General features: G+C 46.2%; 11 protein-coding genes. 3 read left to right on the top strand and 8 right to left on the bottom strand.

From position 1 onward, the window contains the following. The first annotated feature begins 193 nt into the window (after window positions 1–193). Window positions 194–631: a dCMP deaminase family protein gene (locus K0H81_RS04335; protein ID WP_220043222.1), complete on the top strand. Its 438-nt coding sequence runs from the start codon at window positions 194–196 to the stop codon at window positions 629–631. 94 nt (window positions 632–725) lie between these two features. On the opposite strand, the gene K0H81_RS04330 is transcribed toward K0H81_RS04335, so the two are convergent. Beyond that, window positions 726–1,928: an IS4 family transposase gene (locus K0H81_RS04330; RefSeq protein ID WP_220058389.1), complete on the bottom strand. Its 1,203-nt coding sequence runs from the start codon at window positions 1,926–1,928 to the stop codon at window positions 726–728. A 111-nt stretch (window positions 1,929–2,039) separates the two neighbouring features. Continuing rightward, a complete protein-coding gene (locus K0H81_RS04325) occupies window positions 2,040–4,454 on the bottom strand; it encodes a cytochrome c family protein (protein WP_220060025.1) in 2,415 nt (804 codons plus the stop codon). 348 nt (window positions 4,455–4,802) lie between these two features. On the opposite strand from K0H81_RS04325, the gene K0H81_RS20235 reads away from it, so the two are divergent. Further along, on the top strand, window positions 4,803–4,985 hold the full coding sequence (locus tag K0H81_RS20235) for a hypothetical protein (RefSeq protein ID WP_258406381.1): 183 nt from the start codon (window positions 4,803–4,805) through the stop codon (window positions 4,983–4,985). Next, complete coding sequence (locus K0H81_RS04320; protein ID WP_258406380.1) at window positions 4,986–5,711, top strand: nuclease-related domain-containing protein; 726 nt, start codon at window positions 4,986–4,988, stop codon at window positions 5,709–5,711. 116 nt (window positions 5,712–5,827) lie between these two features. On the opposite strand, the gene K0H81_RS04315 is transcribed toward K0H81_RS04320, so the two are convergent. The 6 genes from K0H81_RS04315 to K0H81_RS04290 all read right to left on the bottom strand — a co-directional run bounded on the left by K0H81_RS04315 (window position 5,828) and on the right by K0H81_RS04290 (window position 16,147). Further along, window positions 5,828–6,940 (bottom strand): DUF3800 domain-containing protein, encoded by a 1,113-nt coding sequence (locus K0H81_RS04315; protein WP_220060024.1) that lies wholly within the window; start codon window positions 6,938–6,940, stop codon window positions 5,828–5,830. Between the two features lie 152 nt (window positions 6,941–7,092). Then, window positions 7,093–8,403, bottom strand: coding sequence for a hypothetical protein (locus tag K0H81_RS04310; RefSeq protein WP_220060023.1), 1,311 nt, complete (start codon window positions 8,401–8,403; stop codon window positions 7,093–7,095). A 189-nt stretch (window positions 8,404–8,592) separates the two neighbouring features. Beyond that, complete coding sequence (locus K0H81_RS04305; RefSeq protein ID WP_220060022.1) at window positions 8,593–9,540, bottom strand: Wadjet anti-phage system protein JetD domain-containing protein; 948 nt, start codon at window positions 9,538–9,540, stop codon at window positions 8,593–8,595. Beyond that, on the bottom strand, window positions 9,540–14,096 hold the full coding sequence (gene mukB, locus K0H81_RS04300; RefSeq protein ID WP_220060021.1) for a chromosome partition protein MukB: 4,557 nt from the start codon (window positions 14,094–14,096) through the stop codon (window positions 9,540–9,542). Before mukB ends, K0H81_RS04305 begins: the two co-directional genes overlap by 1 nt. Beyond that, window positions 14,086–14,868, bottom strand: coding sequence for a chromosome partition protein MukE (locus tag K0H81_RS04295; protein WP_011717072.1), 783 nt, complete (start codon window positions 14,866–14,868; stop codon window positions 14,086–14,088). Before K0H81_RS04295 ends, mukB begins: the two co-directional genes overlap by 11 nt. After that, window positions 14,861–16,147 (bottom strand): hypothetical protein, encoded by a 1,287-nt coding sequence (locus K0H81_RS04290; protein ID WP_220060020.1) that lies wholly within the window; start codon window positions 16,145–16,147, stop codon window positions 14,861–14,863. The genes K0H81_RS04295 and K0H81_RS04290 overlap by 8 nt, the downstream gene beginning before the upstream one ends. Between the last annotated feature and the right edge of the window lie 8 nt (window positions 16,148–16,155).

Here is a 16,155-nt window from a genome sequence, read left to right as displayed (position 1 = left end):
TGAGCCAGCGTTAATGAGTTAGCTTTAATGAGTTAGATTTGAGCTGTGAGTAGTGATGAATTAGCGCAAGAACACTCAATCCGCCAGACTTTGCTTTGTGTTGAGCGCGGCTTGATTTATCATTGTTCTCGACAGAGAATTGTTTCTGGTTAAGTCAATATATTCAGCCATATAGAATAGGAACCCTAAGTAGATGATGAGCAAATGGGCGATACGTTTTTTACAAATGGCCGAACTGGTAGCCTCTTGGAGTAAAGATCCCTCCACCCAAGTGGGCGCCGTGATCACTGAAAACAACCGCATTGTCTCACTGGGATTCAACGGCTACCCGCGCGGGATCTCCGACAGCGCCGAGACAGACAACCGCGAGATGAAGCTGCTCAAGACACTGCACGCCGAAGAGAACGCCATTCTCTACGCCAAGCGGGATCTCAGCAGCTGCGAGATCTGGGTGACCCACTTTCCTTGCCCCAACTGCGCCGCCAAGATCATCCAGACTGGGCTAAAGGTAGTCCACAGCCCACAACCCAGCGACGACTTCCTCTCCCGCTGGGGCGATAAGATTAAGGTCAGCCAGGATATGTTTGACCAAGCAGGCGTCGAAGTCGATTGGATGCAGGTTGAGCAGTAAAATCAGTCCCAAAATCAGTCCCAAAATCAATCAAGAAATCAGGCACCTTTCGGTGCCCGAAACCATTTATAAACCCTAGTGCTGGAGGATCCCCTCATAATTCGGGCCTCCCAGAGGTGTTAACCAGTTTAAGAAATTCACCCCAAGCCCAGCGAAAATGCGATTCTTTGATTGAGTATTCCGGACGTCGTCTCACTTCTTTGCCGAGCCGGAGCACAGATAGCACGTTTCTGTCACGTATCGTATTGGCTTGAAACCTCCGCTGCCATCCCAGATGCCTGGCTGCCAGACCGATGCACCAAAGCAGGATTTCTGCCAACAAAGCTATCAGCAACAACACATCATAACGGCGTGGACAACGACTGCGGCTTTGTCTGAGTCCCATGCCGTATTGGGGACTTTTGAGGTCGCGAAAGGTTTCTTCTATCTGCATCCGTCTGGCATAAAGTTTGACCACCTGCGTTGACGAGAACGCCTCCGTAGGCAAGTTGGTTGCCAGTAACCAAGGCTCTTTACTGCCAAGACGGTAACTTTGTTGTGCCGTATGATTGCGTCCTGCTTTGGATGACCGCTTGTCGGCTCGATATTTCGGCGCAGCCTTGTACAGATGTAAATGACAGCGCATAGGCGATTTTCGTCCCAGTTTTACGTAACCAATATGCCGGGCTTTCGCCGTGGCGGAGGGATAAAGCGACTTATTCGACTGCCATTGGGCATGATTGGCCTGGAGAAAGCCGACATCCCCACGGACACGGCCAAGCCAAAACCAACCATATCGTTCCACCTCCCGAAACCAGGTATTGCGGTAACCCGCATCGGTGACAATCAGTGGACACACATGGGACGGCAGCACCTGTGCCAACTCCGCCAAGAAGGCGTTATGACTGCGTGGAGCATTGTAGTCGGCAAGCTTGAAAGTACGCTCATACAGGGTAACCGAGCGCCCTTGCACACTGACAGAGGCTCGCAATGTCATCATCCGCAATTGTTCACGGACATCAGACCAATCAATGAGGATTACCGGCATGGGATTAGCAACACAGAGTAACTTGGCATGCCATTGATAAATAGCGAATTTATCAGAGTGTAGATGCGGGTTGCCGAGTAGCCTGTCTATCCGTTTGATGTTGTGCTTTGGCGCCACCGCACCAGAGATATTGCGACCAAGCTGAGTGAGTGACAACTGATTGCCATCAAGTAACGCTTCTGTAGCAACCATCAGAGAATTAAGCCGTTTTTGATGTATTTGCGGGCATTGCTTTTTGAGTAAATCGTGTAAGATATGGACATCACGCATGGTGTTGGATCTGGTAGTTTTTTGGCGAAATCAATTAGATCAATCAACACCATGCGTGTCTACTGAATTGAATAAAAAGGGAATTATCTGGGGATTCCCTAGACCCTAGTGTTAATTCACTAAGTTGAAACTGCTACTGGTCGGCACACCATCCCAACTGCCGCTGACATCGGTGACGCTAATGTTATAGGTGCCTGGCGTCGTACCACCATTGCCTTTTCTGTTGGGCGCAGATGTTTTCCAGCGAACCTCAGCAACGCCATTACTATCACTGGCCCCGCTAACAAGTGTAAAACTTTCCAGCGTCGTAGTATTGATCACATTCATACTGACTAGGGCACCTTCCTCTAGCTCGCCATTGGCTTCCTGCACCAAGGCTCGAATGACCACCTCATCGCCGACTGTCATAGTGCTTGAAACGATATAAGTGGTTGTCTGAGATTTACCTTTACCACTTTGCTGTAAATACCCAGTGCTGATACTGCTCACCCCCAAGGTATCATCAGTCACAGGTGGTGAGCCCCACGTAGTTGACGCCATCAACTGCGGCTTAGCCATCCCCGTATTGAGCCAAGCTTCCAGCATGTTATCGCCTTCGGCGCCAAGAAATGCGCTCTGGCGATTATTGGCCAAGTAAAGGAACTGTATGTACTCCCAACTGGTGCCTTGGTAAAACAGGTCGATAGTGGCATAAACGGCACCAGCCGGAGGATTAAGAGTCAGCCGATCATAATGGTCATACACACCGCCAACACCGGGAGCGCCAAATTGATTGGCGGGTACAGGCAACGCATTGCGCCTTTTCGCCTCATCGAAGCTCATGCCATAGGGAGGAATCCGATTGTCGGCCACCACATGATTGTTTAACGCAAAGTGAAAACTGTCCGCCACACTGTCGGCACTGCCAGCGGCTAAATCCGCCAGAGTCGTTACCACCTCACCACTAAAACGGTCATAGGCTAGCGCTAAATCACCGCTGACACCTAAGGACACTAACCGCTCAGCCCAGGCTTGAGTGATCCCATAATGCGCCGAATAGATACGGGTATTGGCACCAGTTAAATCCACTATCGATTCCACTTCAACAGCTGCGCCACCGGCAGGGTTGGCAAGCGTCACACCTATTGGCCCATAAGCGCCATCTTCACGTAACAATTGCTCATCGCCGTCATACCACTTGATGTTGAGCCACATACGCCGACCTTCTGGATAACCTGAGATCAGCTTATGTCCGGTGAGATTCACCACAGTGAGCAGGTTACCCGCCACACTCAAGTTGGCCGCCTGTTGCAGATGCTGCTTCGCCCTGTCGGTCGCCAGATCGATAGCCGACAACTGCGCCGTGGTCAGCCCATCACCCAGCCTTAACTGCGAGCGACTGTCCTGATATTTGATGACATCGCCAATCCAGCTGTTACCGCCGGTAAAATCATGTTGTGGCAGATCTTTACGCACTTGGACACCGCGCTTATTAGCACCGGCGCTTTGCACTGGCCGCATGTGACAGCTTTGACAGCTGAAATAACGAATATCACCATCGGCATAATTACCGCCGGTTCCCGCTAATAGTGCAGCCTGATAGGTCTGCTCAATCGCGCCGCCTGGATGACGTAAGTTTTCAGGCAGAGACAGAAAATCAGCCACCTGTGTGGTGGGAAATGCACTGGCCTTATACTCGCTAAAAGTGCGTTCAACCACGCCATAAGCATAAGGAGGATTATTAAACGCTGCCTTATCAACCACAGAGCCGCCCACATTTGGGGAGCCACTCGCGTCTTGAGAGGAGATCACCTGCGGCGCTCCGGGCTGCGTACCATTACCCGGAGCTAAATCGCCCACCACAGGGTTGGACACGTCATGACAGGAGCCACAAAAGTCCACATGGCGATGAAACTTAGACTGCATAAACTGATGACGGGCATCGGCATCGACATAAGGGCCTAACTTGGCGCTGCTGGCGCTCCAGAGTGACAAGATACCGCTGCCGTAAAAGCCTTCTTCGGCATTTTGGCATGTGCCCGACGGCGCTAATGCTTTGTCACTACAGTTAGCAATAAAGGGGGCAGTCATAGCACCTTGCAGCACAGGATCGGAATTGTCGGTGTTGGTCATCACATGGCAGGTATCACAATCCACGCCATTATCGTCCATCGCAGGAATTCCCGAACCATCGGTTGGGGTTGAGTGCCCCTCATACCAGCCTTTGGTGCTGTGACAGCGGATACAAAAATCCCCTGCACCATCAAAATCTTGCTCTGCCACCGCCATGGTCGCCCAGAAGATCGGATCGCGACTGGCATTGGCCATGGCACTACCTCGCCAGCCTGTAGCAGGCTCATACTCAGGATTGGTTTTGTTATAGCCAGAGTGGCAGTTATCACACTTGTCCGGTGACTCGAAATTGCCTGCTTGCCCCTGCTGAGTCCCAGGCATCTGCACTTCGGTAGGCACCACATCTGCCGCAAAACATTGGGCGATGAGCAAGCTCGCGCCAAGCGCGATAAAGGAGAGTTTATTGAACATCATATTTGCCCCCATTGATTTTAAGCTGTGGAAAGGCGACAGCTAACGGTTAAATTTTAACCAATGCAGTTTATCTAATATTGACCTACCTCAAATTAGGTAAGCTTTGTTATAACATTGTGAACATACTGCCATGAGCATTAGACCCTTAATGACTTAGCGGCTAGCGCTTAAGGGATAGGCGATAGACCGCCCCACCGGAGAGGCCGCAACCAGCAAGATCGAAAAACACGTCACAATTAGACCAATTACCAGTTACTTTTTAGACACATTGAGCGTATATTATGCGCATATTCATGGGTTTATATCTCTAACCACTGATATACCCTCTCATTTGCTTCAAGGATGAACATGACAGAGTTGGCAGCCAATCTCATATCAATAGCCGTCTTGTTATCGGGTATGTTTGTCGTGATGAGTGTCGCTTGGCTAATTCTAAAACGGCGTGACCTCACCCTAGATTTACCCGTCGATCGCGACCAACTTATCCGTATTCCCGCCTACGGCTTACAGCAACAGATTCAAGATCTGTAGATGGATGTCATCGGCGCCTTAGTTATTGCCGTCATGGTTGTTGCCTTTCCTTTCGCCATCGACAGCCTCAGGGCTCATATCATTCAAGAGGATGTTCCTTGGTTATTCATCTTTACCATAGTCATAGGCCTGATTTATAGCGGCTACAAAACCTGGAAAGCCTTCACGCAACTGACAAAGCTGCGTCTGGGTCATACCGCCGAAATAGCGACAGCCAACGAGCTTATCGGATTACAGGCGCTGGGTTATCAGGTCTTCCACGACGTGCAGGCAGAGGGCTTTAATATCGACCACCTCGCCATAGGCAAAAATGGTGTATTTGCCATAGAAACCAAAGGCCGCCACAAGCGTACCAAAGATAAGAAGAACGGCGGTAAGGCTCATGAAGTCTTCTACAAAGACAATCACTTATGCTTCCCCTCTTGGCAGGAAACCAAGCCGATAGAACAGGCCTCCAGACAAGCGAAATGGGTCGGCAGCTGGCTCACCAAGGCAAGCGGAGTCTCGGTCAATGCCATGCCTGTACTCGTATTTCCCGGCTGGTACGTCACCAATCAATCCAGGCCGCCTTTCCCCATCTTGAATCACAAGCAGTTAGTGAAAACCTTACCCAAGGTGAACGGCCATAAAGACTACGGGCAAACATTCAGCCAGCAAGAGATGGACGCCATCATCTATCAGGTTGCACAGAGGTGTGGAATGGCCCGTATTTCATTGACACCCTAATGCCTCAAAATGAGGTTGTTCAAATTGTTCTGGGCTCACAACTCTATCTGACACTTTCATTTTAAAGCTAAACCAAACCTAACACTCGGTTTTGTTCCAAAAGCAGACTTTAACCCTTACAAATTTACACCATGTAGAAAATGGTTATTTCTTCGTTGCTCTCCCTCGCTGCTAACTACATTAAAAAATCCTCTGCTAACATCGTCTGAAACATCAATAATGTGTTTTAACGCAGAAAGCGTCTTAAATTGGGTGCTAGTTAATCCAGCCTTATCACGTACTAATTGCTCATCACTTACATCTTTTAAATAAGAGAAATACTTACCCAAAAAGCCTGTGATAACATCAGATAGTTGAACAGCCTCTGAGTTGTGGGATTTAACAAATTCATGATTCTGCATTGGAATGCCATTATCAGTTAAGGAGAAATCTTTAACGTCATCCTGAATGCATTTTTCTTCATCAAATATGTGAATAGAGTTTTTAAATAGATACAAGTTTCTTAAATAAAATACCATAAAGCTGCCAATCAGTTCTCGACCATGAAATCCCGATATGAACGGTAGTTCTTCGATTCTCAGAGATTCTTTAACCAAATTTTCGATTACATTCGCTCGAAAATTCGACAACATACAACTATGTATGCATGTAAAATCGATAAGCCATCGGCAAAAATTATGAACTTTTTCTTTTGGAACATCTGGATAGTTAAATTCATGTAGAGCATTCAGAAATACGTCAGAATTGCTATTAGCAAGCTCATAAAAATCGCTCTTAATTGACATGTGATTCATGACATAAAAAGGATGATGCAGCTCCCCTATAATTGAATCAATGATGTCAATAACAGACCAGTATATGATATTGAGATTAAAATAATGGATGTAGAATTTGTTTTCGATGAGCCAGCTTAAAATAATGAAAAGCTTATCAGATTTAAGCATATCCAAAAAATCACCCTTAGCAATATGCTTGAGCTTTAACTCACGAGCACTTTTTTGAAGATTCAGATTTTTAAAGAGAGCTGAATAATCACTATCCGTACTTAACCCTTTATGCAGTATTCCCGCGAGCAGGAAGTTATCTGTCATGCCAACATTAAGGCCAGTATCTTTCAAATATAGTTTTCGGATGTTATTCGTTTCATCGTAATAAAACGTATAAACATCATCGGTGTTTTGAAGACCGTGATTCTGGATGAGAATATATCTACTTTCATTGACATCCATTTCATTCCCCTCATGTAATTCTCAAAAGAAGGTCAATTTTAGCAATCCCCATATAAATCACTGATTTTTTAAAGTCGGTTCTAGTGGACCTTCACAATATTTGATCAAATTAGACAGTGGCGTCGCTGCATTCGTGTCTAGCGAAGGCTGAACTATTCACAACTTCCACCATAAAGCATTGTACTGAACTGTTCTTGCAGCTTCATCTTGTGCTTTGGGGATTGGTTATAGTCTTCATCAATAATGCGCCTGATGGCATTGCGAACCACATTTTCAGCCAAGTCATTATCAATGATATGTGAGGAGTGTAATCTCGGCGTTATAACAGACTTCAACTCTTCCAGTTGTATCAAGCTATGTGGAAAATATACATCTACCGTCTCATCTTGTTCTTTGGCTTCTTTTATTGCTTCCTGGCCAAGATGGTTTGCAGCATTGAAACATTCGTTGCACACCTTAATTTCTTCAGCAAAAGACTGATGCTCAGAATCGTGAGCTAGAATGGCCTTTACTTCAAACACCCAAGGGTTATTTTTAGACGGCTTAAGACATTCCCGCTTTAAACGACCACAACATGGGCATTGCCAGCTGTCGTCGTACCTGTTCCAGTACCGCCCCCTGGTGTTAGATAAATGTGCTATTTGTCCATCAGTTGGTCTCGTTCTTGTGAAAGGCTTGGGATTCAATCTCCATGATGAGTGGTTTCCCTTGAAAGGCGTTGTATTGTAAAGAAGCTTTTCAGGATCATCGTGAAGGTCTCTTAATCCACGCAAGTTAAACTTGTAATTGGCAGAATCATTGACTTGCTTGGCCGTTGGTTCTGAGGGTTGATACCAATGTGAATCGCTGGCAGCCAACTCCGCTATAACTTTTGCCAACTGCATACGCTTATTGAACGTTTCCAGATTCTCGTTCCAAATTGCCTTGGCGATATCCGCGTCAATTTCATGCTCTCGATTATCTGATGGTTTTACAAATCGCCCAATTTCTGCTGGAGAGAATGAAAAGTCACTGTGAGTTTTGACCATCCGTTTTGCAATACCGTCTGCTTTATTACAATCCGCGCAAATCACCGTGTTATCGTAAGCGGAAATTGCAAAGGACGTCCTGATTGCAAACCGCTTAGCTAGCTCAGTTGCAACAACGACTTCTCTGTTCGAAGATATTTCTTCGAACAACGTGCGCACCGTATCCTTCATGTGATCGTGATGCTCCTCCAGTTTACAGGAGGCATATCTGCGATTATCTAGTTTGGCTATTTGGGGCTTAGCCCTTTTACAGGCGGGACACTTCCAATCCATGGCGGTCCTTACCCACCACTTATTGAGAAAGGCTCCTTTTGCATCCAATGCTTCGACGATACTCTGGGTCTGAGGAGAAAACTCTGCATCAAACCAAGGGTTACCTCCTTCTTCGAAGAACTGTTTCAGTTCCTCCACGCTTTTAAACTTCTCAATACTCATTAAGTATCCTTATTCTTAAGAAGTAAACTAGTCAGATAACTGCTTCTTATGGGCATAGCTAGGCATTGTTCGCCAGGCAATGAATTGAGACTTTCCCTGTAGCGGACTTGTCGACACACTGCGCGAACATCAGCTTCGCCGAGTACAATGTTTGATTAACTGCCGCCTGAACTGTCAATCGTAAAATCTTTAGTATTGAAGAGTTATTAGCCGGAGCTTAGGCTCACTAACAAGCTCACTGACGGCTTTGACGCTTCGTTGATCTAAGACGAGAACCTCTTGCTCAACCCAATGGCTTGTTTCCTGCAAACTTGCGATTTCAGGGCAGGCAGGGGCTTCCCCCCATACCTTTTTTCCTTTACCAGAAACCAGCGGCTGAGCTCGGACCCTATCCCAATGAGGTGGAATCCAAACATTGCAAGGTTTGTTGAGGGTATCTGCCATTTGCGTTGATATGATCAGACCATTGGGATCAAGGTCAGGGAAGTGTGCCCAGGTCACCTCTTCCAAGAAGCGCTTGATAAAACAAACCGATGATGCAAAGTTATTCCCTGATGAGTACACCAATACGAGTCCATCCACCATGGGGAAGTCAACAAATGTGCCCAAGTTTTCGACAGTCAAAACCAACTTTACCCCAGCGACACAGTGCGCATGAGCGTCTTTGTACAACCGTTCTGGTAAGCTGACTTCAGTCCTTTGCAGAGTCTCCAAGTCAGTATCAATCGTGGCGTTATCGCTGTATATTACGAACCCTGTCTTCTGAGTGCGGACCCGTACTACATCGTCTGTACTTATCAGTTGACCTTTCTGAAGAGCCTCGCCTTGGCCACTTTTGCTATGCCCTCGCCAGGCAGCAGCACTTTTATGATGTACAACGGGCATCTTTCGTAAGATACCAGGCCTGTTTTTTTGCAAAGTATATTGCGTTATTTGGTTACGAACACTCTCAACGCGTTGGGGCTCACACAGCTGCCAGTAACTCCCCACTCGTTTCACTATACCAAGTTGCTCAAGGCGCTCAATCAGTAAACTATCTCTCTGGTTGGGCAACACTTTCCCGCGCTCAATAAGCTTATCAATAAGAGCCAGTGCCTGCTTAGGTGTTAACTTTACATCCTCCAGTAGTCCATGCATCAATGCGCCGCCCCACTCACAACCGAATCGATAAATGCTTCTTCATCAATCCCTAAACTGTCAGCATCCCGGATCCCACTAATGATTACACGACTCTCTTTGTTACCTGCTTTAGAAGCACTTCTGACAAGTTGATAGCCAACACCTGATATCTTTCCTTGCGACTCAGGTGCGGCAATTACAATCTGACTTCCGGTCTTTACCGCCAACTGGTGCACCGTTCTCTGAGCATCGGAGTCCAAACGTGATGCTTCATCCATTACTAACGGGATTAAGAAAGGTTGTTTTTCATGTGAGACCCGTCCCCAGTTTTTTAGAATTGCTATTAAGACTACCAATCCAGAGCCAATTCGCTCTCCTGTTGAAAGTGTTTTGTCATCCAATAACTCAAACTCTTCACTACCAACTCTCTGGATTTCTGTTACCACATTGATGTAGTTCTTATGGTCAAGCAGCTTTTCTCCCTCGATCCGGCCACCAGTGGTTTTTTGATATAGTGTTGCGAGCGCTTCTTCTACATCTTCAGCATTATTGAAGAGATCGTCCATGACATCGTCGCTTCCTCTCAAAGCCTTCAAAGTAGCTTCGAAATGAGGGACGCTTTTAGGTACTAGACGAATAGCCGCGACTTGCCCAAAGCTTATTCCTATCATTTCAGCACTTAGCCTTCTTATGGCTTTCTGCTCATCCTGTACACGACGGGCAATGGCATTTCCTAGTTCATTTCTATCTGTGAGAAATTGCTCTTCGGCGCTTTCAAGTGTTCTCCTAGCGAGACTACACGCACTATCCAATTGTGTAAGCATCTCTGTCGGCTCGGAACTACGAATAATGTCCCCTCGGGCTTGCCGACGAAACAAAGAAATAGCGTCACTATGCAGCTGGCAAAGACTAGGCAGGGTGGTCCCTCCCTCTAGATTAAAACTATTTATTTTTTGGGAGAACTCATCATCTCGACTCAAACCATAGCGATTGACCAATCCAGATATTGCGTAAATCCCATTAGTGTATTGGACAGCCTCACCTTCATGCATCAGTTTAAAATAGACGTCCATTTCTTGCTCTAGCTTATGTTTTGTGGCTCCGACAGGCAGAGCATCCAGCACCTTTTGCTTTATGCCATTTGCATTTTCACGCGCCTCTTCTGCAATCACTGATGTACTCTGTAGGGATTCTACTTGCTTGAGCAGGGTGTTATGGTGTTCGGTTAATGATACTTGCTTAAGTTGGAGTGATTCACATTGAGCTTGAGCCGCTCTCAATCGTTTAGATATCGTTTCGCTATCGAGTGAAAGTTGTTTTTCCAGTCCTTCGCTATAAGGGTAAGTCAGCTTTGACAAACTACGTTTTGATTCCGCAACCTGCTCTTCTAACACAGAATATTCCGATTGAAGCTTAAGATGTACCTCTTTGTTTTTGCGTGCTTTATCTTCGCTTTCTCTCAACTGAACCTTCAACTCATCGAGCATGACACGTTTCTGTTTGTGCCTCTCACGCAATGAACTTACGTTTCCATCTTCTTTCGCAAGATCGTTTTGTGCTTGCTCGTAATCGTCAGCGAGATGATTCGCCACTTGGTTAAGCGAGGTTAAATCGCGCTTGCGGTTGTTGGTATTGCTAAGATCTTGTTCAGCGAGTTGATGTTGTCGCTTTAGCGTGTCTATGTCAGATTGATAATCTTCTCGAATCTTTGGGTATTGCTGCTTTATCTGCGAGAAGGTACCGCCGTACCTATCGACATACTTTTTAGCCTTTTCAGAACGTATGATTTGTTCCTCTGCTTCCATAATCTCCTTGTCGAAGTCAACGTCTAGCAAATCACTTGAATCCGCATGCTGTTCAAGCAAACTGCATTGTAGTTCTAAGGTTTTTACGCGATTGGTCGCTTGCAACGTTTGAGAGTACAGGTCAGCTACCTTATTACCTTGTTGTTGTAATTCCTGTTTTTTGAGCTCAACATTAGGCTCAACAGCGAAAGCCAATGAGGGATTAACGTTGATTCGATTGGCTTGCTCTAGGCCACTTTGCAGCAGCGATATATTCTCATCGTTACTGTCAAACAAAGTTTGCTTTGAATTTAACTCAATTTGTAGATCTGCTATCAGCTTATCCCGAGCCTCTTTACCCAAAACTGGTTCAGTAGGCACCCCGCTAACACGTATACCGCCAAAGGGTTCACTGAGAACTACCCAAGGAACATCATTTTCGTCGTCATTAAGCTCTAGATCAGCACCTACAAACTCTTGACTAAGATCTTTAAAAAACAGGTCCGCGTCATAGCCACCACTCCGTAGTTGATCAGGACTGTGGTTTTTTACAGTCATTAAGATCACGTCAGGTAATGGCCAGTTATCACCATATTCAGCTAATAGCGTTCTAGCCGCATCGCTCGGGTCATTCACTACGATAGCGCACATAAGCTGACCTAAAGCCGCTTCGGTGAATCCAGCTTCTTCTAACGGTATATCGCTATACAAGTCCGCTACGGCCACTCCGCCAACATCGCTGGCTAAACGTTGGAGGGTTTCCAATGACCCAGTTTCCCTGTTGCTGAGTGAACCGATCCTCTCTTTCAAAGAAAATATATTGCTCTCTATTCGGGAGTTATTCTCTCGTAATAACCTGAGTTCTCTCTGCGTGTTTTTAATCAACTCATCTAACATTTCTGCCGTGAATTGAGTATCAGGGAAGCATTCATATAAACGTGCAACCGCAGGTTGATAATTTTGCCACTCTGTTCGCAGCGATTTGAGACGTGAAACCTCGATCTTTAGCTCTTCCTGGATATGTCGCTCGTCCTCATACCTAGCATCGACACTCGCTTTCACCTCCTTCGCCGACTCAAGAGCTTCTCCTCTGTCTTCCGTAAGCTGTTGGTACTCAGATTCATTGGAAGGCATGCGTGGTAACTTTGCTTGCTTAAAGCGATCAAGCATGCGGTTCACAGTACGATGATTCCTTTTCAACGCACTCAATCCATTTCTCAGCTGTTCAAGGCTAACGGCTAGCGGGCGTTCCTCTTCGAGTCTAAGCTCTGTAGAGATAAACCAATTCTTTGCGTCGTTTGGGTCAATGCTATCGCCAGCGCGTCGAATCAATGATGCAGCTTTAGCATGAATTTCGTTGATATTCTCTGCACTATTGAGCTTGTTTCCCAGCTGGTCCGCCTCTAACGCTAGCTGTTTGGATTGTGCAGTGTATTCTTCAATCATGCCCTTAAGCTTCGCTAGTTCAAAGCTATCGCCACACCAGCTCTTGACGCTATCTAATAACGACTTCGCATTTCGGTATTGCCCCGCCTTTTTCTCAAGAAGGATAAAACGTTCTTGCACATCTGCGAGCTGTGCTTGGATATCCAAGATATCTTGATTAGCTTGTTCAACTTTGTTGCGCGACGCGTCAGCGCCTTCGTCAGCCAACTGGGACAAACTCAAACTCTCGTAAAGTTGAGCTTCCTTCTTTAATAGACTCACAGAGGCTTGTTTACCCTGCTTGTAGAAGATTTCGCCCTCAACAGCAGAAGCAAGTCTTGGCTTTAGCTGCTCACTTTCCTGCTCGAGTGATGTTCTATTCTCAACGCTTGTGTCTAGTTTCGAACGACACTCCGTAAGATCCTGGTCACTCTTCTCAATAGAAACTTTGCACTCTGAAACATCTTGTCGGCAGGATGTAGCTTCTTTATCTGCTCGAGAAAAATTGTACTCGGCTTGAGCCCATGCTTTAGCTGATACAGTGAAGGACTTCTCTAACAACTCCTTGAAAAACGCATAGTCTCTGGAGTTGTGCGCCAGATCATCTCTTGTCTGCCTAAGCTTTCGCATTGTTCCAGACAACACATCGACCACACTTTTAATATTTGTCCTTGAGTGCGTCATTAGGAAATCAGCTAGATCTCGGCCGATAGCTTGATCTCTTTTTCCTGACATGGCGCTGTGAAAAATCTGACCTAATTGGTAACGCTCATTAGAACGGCTGAATGTTCTGGGCAAAATACCATCGTTAAACAACGCCAGCATGTATTTATCAATCTTGTCGAAGCTTTGTAGTCGGCAGCCATGCTCGGCAGCTATATCTCGAATACCATCTATAGTTCTGGGCGTAACCATGTTGCCGTTACGAACGATAAGAAAATCAAGTGGTGCTAAACTATCGGACAACCCAACCCTGAACGTGTCAAACTTCAAGCGGGACCCCGTCTCTCGCTCAGAGCGAACAATAAACAGCGCTCTTTCACCAGCACGAGATACAACCTCTAACCCAATAAGAGACGGATTACCCAAGCGCTCAAACATTTCTGCGTCCTGCATCTTCTGCGTCTGAGTAAAATTATCCGATGTTCCCAAACTGACCGAGCGAATATCGGGTAAGAGAGCCAACATAAAGGTCCCAAGTAGCGTAGTTTTCCCTGAACCATTTTTGCCTAAAAGGCTAACCACGGTGCCATATTGCCTACCAGTCTGATGTTCATGAGGATTAACTAAATCGAGGGTTCTGGCAGAGACTCCGTTGACGCCCACAAGCGACAGGCTCTTTATGTATGGGTAATTACGCATCATATTCCTCCGCATCAAACATATCGCGAGTATCACCTTCGATAGTTAGGCCTTCTGATGACCAATGTTCAGACTCTGTTCTTGGCGTGTCTCTTAACTCTTCTCTGGGCGAAGGAGAGTCGGTGAGAAAACCCTCTTGGATTAATGAACTTATGCGGCCTGGCAACTCGTCTTCACTGCTCAAGCCTTTCAAAGGTTCGATAAACCTGTAGATCGCATTAGTTGCCCAGAAAGTCTGCTCATCTCTGTTGAGCCTAATAAAACTCAGACGTGACAGCCTAGAGAGTCTCTTCAACGTTTCCTCTCTCACACGCCCTACATCATGGTCTGTCTGAATGCCCGGCTTACGGCGATACAACTCAGCGAACCGTTCGTCCGACAGCTGAGACTTCAATCGTTCAATAAGAAAATCAACGGGGATCCATTCGAAATCAGTCGCATTTTTTTCCCATTGCATTGCAACTATCGTTAGACCCATAACCATTTCTAATTGGTTCAATCGGGTCGTAGGAACATTTGAACGACGCTGTGGCCTTAGGTAATAAACTTTCTCAGGCGTGACTTCTAGAGCCAGGTGTAACTTGCCGTAAAACTTGCGAAGCACACTCTCCGTCTCTCCTAGAAAGGTGTGTAACCGGTCATCTTCACTAGTAATGTTTACCCCGCCCCTAAGGCGATAATCTACATCCGCGAATAGGGGGTCATCAATTACATCATCTAGTGTAAGGTACTGTTTCTTTGAGTCTTGAGCGTGTGTAAATAGATGATCAGTCATATTTTTTGAACCACTGTTGTTCAATTTCAACGTTATTATCGTGTGCTAGTTTTACCCACTCAGGGTGATAGGCAGGGCGTGTCCAATCTCCGTTTTTTATCAACTCATCGAAGATGAAAAACAGCAACCGATGGCGGTCTTTATATTGAAACTCTTCATTGGAAAGGATCTGGTCGGCAACTTTTGAAATATCGACCTCGTTATCGCTCTCATACATTCTCGCTACGAGTCCCTTAGCTAATTTTTCTAGGTAGTCGCTCGGGGTCTTTCTAAGGATGACTTCTGGGTCGCCATCATTTGGCAGTTCGTTTTCCAAAGGTGGAGGCGGAGCCTCCCAATCCCTGAGCTCCACAACAGGATCTGGCGCAAGAATAGAGATTGACCAAGGCATCCGATCCATTTGCAGGACTGCTTTTTCAATCAATAAATTGAGATTCGCGTTTGGATCTAGGGTGATTTTTAGGCGGATAGTGGATAAAACTTGCTCGAAGAACTCTGCTAGCTCCAGAAGAGAGTGTCCAGAGAACTGACGAATAGAATCCAGCTGGTCATGAATATCAGCCATAGCATTGGTAAGTCTGATCGGAGCATTTCTGTTATGTGCCATCTCTTTGATTTCATGAAGTAGAGAAAGCACATTGTCCGCCCCATTCAGTATCAACGATTTTAGGTCCCTTATTTGGCCTGCAATCTCGTCAATTAACTCAATCAAGTGCTGCATTTGTTGCGCAAGAGAGCCGCTGGCTGCTGACTGGATCGAGCTGCGTTGAAGCTGAAACCCTTTTATTAAGGCCTCCTGGTTTTTGTTAATACCATCGAGAAGGTCTCTAAATGAAGGTAGCTGAGCCTTAATCTCATCGGCCCACTCTTCGTCGTCCTCTATCTTCAAGACGAGTAGGTTCCCAAGCAAGATCTCCACCCGTACATATCGCTGAGAAAGTGACTCTTTCTGTATCAATGTGTCGCCGGTAAAGGGCTTGAGGAGGTCGTGACTCAGCTGAGTAAGTCGATAGAAGCCATCAGCGTTTCTTAACGAGCTTCCGGCCTGCATTACGAGGCCCTGTTCAACAGCTCGTTTTAGAAAATTACTTGTCCGGAATGAGGTGATGTCGTCTTGACCCAGCCACCTGTCAACGTAGGAGAATATTTCGTTGCACTGTTCCTCCTTGTATCCTGGGTCGACAAGTCGGTAATCGTCATCGTCGTTTACATTCCATAAGCTCATGGCTGCCAAATAAAGGTATTCGTTTGGCTCAATGTGTAATGCAGGCTCGTTCATTCGAACCT

It is taken from the genome of Shewanella halotolerans (assembly GCF_019457535.1).
In the GTDB taxonomy this organism is placed as follows: Bacteria; Pseudomonadota; Gammaproteobacteria; order Enterobacterales; family Shewanellaceae; genus Shewanella; species Shewanella halotolerans.
The sequence above is the reverse complement of the archived record's forward strand: the minus strand, read 5'-3'. Positions and strand labels throughout refer to the sequence as shown.